This window comes from Psittacicella hinzii (assembly GCF_003585885.1).
GTDB lineage: Bacteria > Pseudomonadota > Gammaproteobacteria > Enterobacterales > Psittacicellaceae > Psittacicella.
Window position 1 is genome coordinate 1 of the sequence record NZ_NRHC01000059.1, and the last position, 5,687, is coordinate 5,687.

General features: G+C 32.6%; 5 protein-coding genes. 3 read left to right on the top strand and 2 right to left on the bottom strand.

The features are described from left to right. Window positions 1-687 precede the first annotated feature (687 nt). Entirely contained in the window at window positions 688-1,326 is a 639-nt protein-coding gene (locus tag CKF54_RS05025; protein WP_119525269.1) for a hypothetical protein, read from the bottom strand. Between the two features lie 77 nt (window positions 1,327-1,403). After that, entirely contained in the window at window positions 1,404-2,063 is a 660-nt protein-coding gene (locus CKF54_RS05030) for a hypothetical protein (RefSeq protein WP_147396817.1), read from the bottom strand. A gap of 687 nt (window positions 2,064-2,750) precedes the next feature. Here CKF54_RS05030 and CKF54_RS05035 point away from each other — a divergent pair. The 3 genes from CKF54_RS05035 (at window position 2,751) to CKF54_RS05045 (ending at window position 5,622) form a co-directional block, all read left to right on the top strand. Beyond that, the gene (locus CKF54_RS05035; RefSeq protein WP_119525271.1) at window positions 2,751-3,377 is read left to right on the top strand and encodes a hypothetical protein; all 627 of its coding nucleotides are present in this window, start codon (window positions 2,751-2,753) and stop codon (window positions 3,375-3,377) included. A gap of 684 nt (window positions 3,378-4,061) precedes the next feature. Next, window positions 4,062-4,631, top strand: a complete 570-nt coding sequence (locus tag CKF54_RS05040) for a hypothetical protein (RefSeq protein ID WP_119525272.1) — start codon at window positions 4,062-4,064, stop codon at window positions 4,629-4,631. Window positions 4,632-5,013: 382 nt separating this feature from the next. Beyond that, window positions 5,014-5,622, top strand: a complete 609-nt coding sequence (locus CKF54_RS05045) for a hypothetical protein (protein ID WP_119525273.1) — start codon at window positions 5,014-5,016, stop codon at window positions 5,620-5,622. Window positions 5,623-5,687: the final 65 nt, after the last annotated feature.

Genomic DNA, 5,687 nt, shown 5'->3' on the forward strand with positions numbered 1-5,687 from the left:
AGCCTAAACATTTCTGCAACCTTCTTGGAAATAGGCTTCTTTTCACTAAAGCATATTGATATGATCTTCCAGTATTGAGCGATCGTTATGTGACTAAATGCTTTAGGTTCTTGGTATTTAGGCTTTAATACCTTAGGTTTTCTAGAGTATCCTCTGTTTTGTTTGCGTGACTTATTAACAGGTCTAAAGATACTACAGAGGCTAGGTAGTAGATACTCCCATATAGGTATTATTCTAGCTTTCCAAGGTAATTGTATGTTGAAGATGCTATTCGTTGAAGTCTTTTTGTGGACTTGGTCGTAGTTATCGCTTATAATAGGCATTAGTGGTTTCTCCGTAATGTGTAATTTATTATTTATTATACAGTTTTTCAAACTGTTAATAACAAGAAACCACTTTTTTTATGCCCAAAATTTGTTAAATTTTAATTTTTGTCACTAATTTTTACAATTCACCTATTTAATCATTAGCTTCTTCTTTGTTCGGGAATCCCTACTTTTAGCACTAACTAGCAGTACTAACTCATAGTAGCCTTGAGGAAACCTCAATCTTGCTTGCTTAATTACGTACACATTTAATTATGTACCCACTTAATTACACAAACAATAGTTACTTAATTACGTACGCACTTAATTACCCAAACAATGGTTACTAAATTACGTACACACTTAATTACGCACGCAATGGTTACTTAATTACGTATTTACCAAAAACTGGTAATTTAATTAATCTCTCTAGGCTTGGTTCTTGGTATTTTGTCCCAAAATCTCCTGCTTTGATTTGTGCAAAGATTTCTGGAGGAATACTACTTTCTAAAGCCCATGAGTTTAAACTAAAGATTTCTTCTTCAGTTAAACCTGTGATAAATACTCGATCAATTGCACTCACTTGATTACAAAAAGAAGAAACTTGTGGAAAGCCATATGCTAAAGATTGCACTATATGCACATGTTGCGTCGCTTCTTTACAAGCTGCTACCAGATATTGGAAGTTGTTGTAACCAGGGAAATCTAGTTGCCCATCTCCATCAACTAGCGGAGCATATTTAAAGTTAAACAGTGCAAACACTAATTGGTAAAGAGGTAAAACATCTCTTTTGTGAATGTTGCGTTGCACCTGTGGGTTAGTGATCTGAATATGAAAATCTTCTTCCAAGATCATGGCAATTGCTTGATAAGCTTCTTCATGCTCTTGCGCAAGGTTAATAAACTGGTTAGTTTGTTCTTTAGTAAAGTTTTTGTAGTTGTTTTGCGCGTAGAAGAAGTAGCCTCCTGCCGTTAAGACAAGAACACATATAAGAAAAATAACGCGATAAGACTTAGGCATAAACTACCTACCTACATTAGTAAAGTTATATATCTAATATCATATTACAATTTATACAAATTTGTAGCATAAAGGTGCTACTTTTTTTTCAAATCTGCACGCATGAGGGCAATACGCATTTTTCTTGCCTCACGTTGTAACTGACGTTTCTTGCGTTGGGCGTCTTTTAAACGCTTTTGGCGTTGTTTTTCTTTTTTGATTTCTTCTTTTTTTGGTATGTTACTAACTTTTTTAGGGAAGCTAGCATCGGGATTATTGAGCCACTCTTTGTATAAACGCTCTGCGGTTGGGAAAGAGAGATCGTGACGAGTACCAATTTTTACAATTAACATCCCTTTGGTAAAACCTAGTCCCATGTTGTACACGGTTTCAAAGTCTTTAGCGAGCTCTTGGTAGATGCGAATAGGTTTACGCCCACGGCGATTCATATTCTCCTGCATTTGCTCAATGCAGGTATCAACATCAAGGAGATTGCGTAGTAAAGCTTGTACGCGATAGGTCATGGTTTTATTTGACGGGGTCTTTAAAGGTTGTTCAGGGTTTTTACTATTGTACTTTTCAATATAGTTACCCAGACCACGGTGAAGTTGGCTTAAGTTAATAAAACGACGATAGTTACTTAAATTAATTCTCAGTTTATTACCGTGGGTTTCTAAGTGATTCTTTTCAATTAGTTGAATAAAAGCACGTATGTACTTTAATTCCACGACTAATTGAACTATTGCGGATTCTTTCATGTTGAGAAAATAGTAAGCGGGGTAATCATTGATTGTTGTAAGTGAATGTGAATATCTATTTTATCACCTTAGAAGAACTTTTCTAAAAAATAAATTACAAAATTTTAACTTAAAGTAGTTGACTTTAATAGAATTTCAATGAAAGTATAAAGCCTTTGTCAAAGCTTTTCTTAAAGGCTTTATAAAATGAGGTAAATGCGGTTAATGTGATCAATAGGGGATAAGTAATAATTGGGTTGAGGTAATTTTTGTCCCCCCTAGCAGAGGAGAAATTGCTATAATAGCCTAGCTTTTGGGTTGTAAATGAAAGTGTTAAAGATAATTTGGCTCTTCCGTTCTTATGTTCTTCCGTTTTTTGGTTAGTTCTTTCGTTCTTTCTCTAGTTCGGTTCTTCCGTTTTTGGGTTAGTTCCTTCGGTCGGTTCTTCTGTTCGTTCAGTTCTTCTGTTCGTTCGGTTCTTCTGTTCGTTCGGTTCTGTTATCCTTCTTTCATTTGTACTTCGACTCATTAGTAGTCTGTATTTCTTAGATGGCAGTAGTGACCAACTGCTTATCAGGAAGTTAGCATTTTTAGGTTAGTTTTTAATATCGTTTTTGCTTTCACTTCAGCTTTGTTCAGCTTTGTTCAGCTTTACTTTAGCTTGGAAGTGTTGGCATTTTCTGGTTTATTCTGTTTTTTACTGTTTTTATGAACAAGTTCTTCATTCCTTTAGTAACTACATTGGCGTGTAGTTTCTTAACTTTGTCAACAAGTTTTGGGCAAACTTTGACACAAACTCAAGTAAAGCGTTTTAATCAAATTTACAAGAACTATGGCAAGATTTGGTTATCAGGTTACAAAGCTTTACTAACAAGTAATATCTCACCTGGAGTTGGTGCTCATCCTGTAGCACCAGCAAGTACTATGGTTAACCAAGTTGTGGTTTCTTTTTACAAAACGATTAACGCTAATAAAAAGCCAACTTTAGTTAAGAACCGTTATACTTTTCCAGGTTTTAACGACTTTGAGTACGCTAACCAAGTATGTAAGATTGTGTTAGCTAACTCAAAACAAATGGCACGTTTAGAAAAAAATGACTTTGTGGCGAGAAAGTTCTGTGAGTACACAACGTTTTACTATGGACTATTTGTTGAAGACTTTAGTAAAGACAAAGTAAGTTCAATTAATGCTTATGTAAACCGTCGTCACTTTACTAACCAACAATGGAATAACCTAACACGTGGACGTTATGGTTTTAGTTACAGCATGCTACAAACGCGTGACTTACAAGTTACTCGTTTAGGTAAGTATGTACAAACTACAAGAAAAGGTTAATAAAAAATTAGTAAATTAATAATTTAGCTCTCAAGGCATACTATGAAAGTATACCTTGAGAGCTTTTTATATTTTTTTTAATAAAGATAAATCTAAATTAAGTCATAGTAAAGTGCTTCATTATTATAAATCTTCGCTTGAATAACTTCTTTGATTTATAAAGAAAAAATAGTCATAGTAAAAAGATTAATTTTTTTAAATAAATTGTTGTTTTTATGGAACTTTAATACAAAACAAATGTCTTATATTTAGGTAAAGGATTTTTTTAATAAATTTATTATTTTTTAGGTGTAATTTACTTATCTGTGGATGTGTAATGATCTAAAATTAATATTAATTTTGTAAAAAGTCATTTTTGCATTTAATAGACTACTTCAAAAGTAGTTCTTTCTAAAAAAATTTTAAGAATGCAAAATTTATGGTTACGTAAGCATATATTCAATTAGGTTATGAACTTAAATTATTATTCTTGTGTAAAAAGTTTAAAACAAAAAAATATAAACAAGGGGGAGAGCCCAATTGCTAAATCAATTATCAAATAAAACAATTAGTAGTTATAAGAATCAATTAAGCTTAAATTTAAATTTTGTCGATAATAGCTCAATAGATTCATTAGATGAAATAAATAGAAGTAGAATTGCACATTTTGAGAGTTTGGTATCACCTTTAAAAAAGCAACTGGATATGCTGCAAAATTTTCAATCTTCAACGCAAAACATCATAGAAGAGATTACTACAACATTGAATTCTAATATCTATGCTATGTTAGGAAATAACTCTAGTTGCTATCTCTCTCTTGATTGTATCCTTGAAGATAATTCAGAAGACAAAACTGATTTTATAGATATTTCAGTTCCTTCTAAATCTTTATCATTATCTAAAGATAAGGGGTTCTTAAAATATCTAGATATTCAGTTAATTGATCCAAAACTTAAAGTAAAATTTAAAGAGACCGGTAACATTAATCAACCGAATTTTTCATTCCAACTTTCAGTGAAAGCTGAAGATACTGAGGATAAAACTTACGAGTCAAACTTAGTTATTCTTAATGAGAATGAAGTAGATAATTCTGTTGACTATGCTTTAAAGGCTACGTTTAAGTTAAAAGATTTTGTAACAGACTTATCTTCTGCCAGAGGGATTAACTTTGGTGATTTGACAAACTTTTATTTCTTAGATGGTAAAGGTAAAGATCATCTAGTCTACAATAGAAAGACGAAAAAGTATAAGAATATCCATTGGTATATTAAATAGTATACACATAGAACTATAGATTTCTATTTATAGTTTAATTTCATATCCCTAAGAGTACTTAGGGATATTTTTTATTTCATAAACGGAATAAAAAAGCGATACATTTCAATGTTATAATAAAGTTCACCTTGGTGTAAGGAACGTTCCACTAATCTCTCTTCCTTACTTTTATCTACAGTAAAAGCATTTTAGATAAACTACAAACTTGACGATAAAGCTTGAGGAGTTACAGTTAACGACCGATAACTGTACATGCCTACAGTGATAACTAGCAACAACTAGCAACAACTAGCACGAATTAGCAATAGCTAGTAGTGCCTAGTAACACCTAGCTTTATCAAACAGTTTTAATAAATGACTTATGAAAACAAAATTTTCCAAGATGTTACTACTTTCCACTTGCATAGCTTTACTCGCTGCTTGTCAGCAAAAACCCAAAGAAACTCTTGATGCTGACCGTGTTGCAAAATTTGCACAAATCTATCAAGCACAAAAGCTAACTTGGGGAAGTGGTTATGTAATCCTCTCTTTAACAGGTCTTGAGCCTCAAGAACAAGCTCGTCCTTTAGCACGAGCACAGGCTTTACTTGATCGCTATGTTAAAGGTTTTTACATTGCTTTAAATGCAAACTCTAAACCTGAAGTAACAGGTAATACTTTTGTCTCTCCTCGCTTTGAAGAGTTTAAATATGCAGCTTTAACTTGTAGAATTGCGCAGGATAATCCTGAAGAAATGAACAAGTTAACGCAAGATAGTCAAGAAAGTGAGAGCATTATTTCTTTTTGTGAGCATTCAGTTTTTTACTATCACTTAATGGTAGAAAGTTTTACTGAAGATCAAGTAAAAACTTTAAATGCTTGGTCATTACGTCGTTACTTTAATAAGAAAGACTGGGAAGCAATGCAAGCAAACAAGTTTGACTTTGTTTATGCCTTTCCAACTGTAGAGCAACTGGAAAAGACTTCATTTGCTCCTTACATTGCTCATTAAAAAGATGTGACTATCATCATAATGAACAGACAATTAATTTAGTACAAATGACTAGAGGAGAAAAG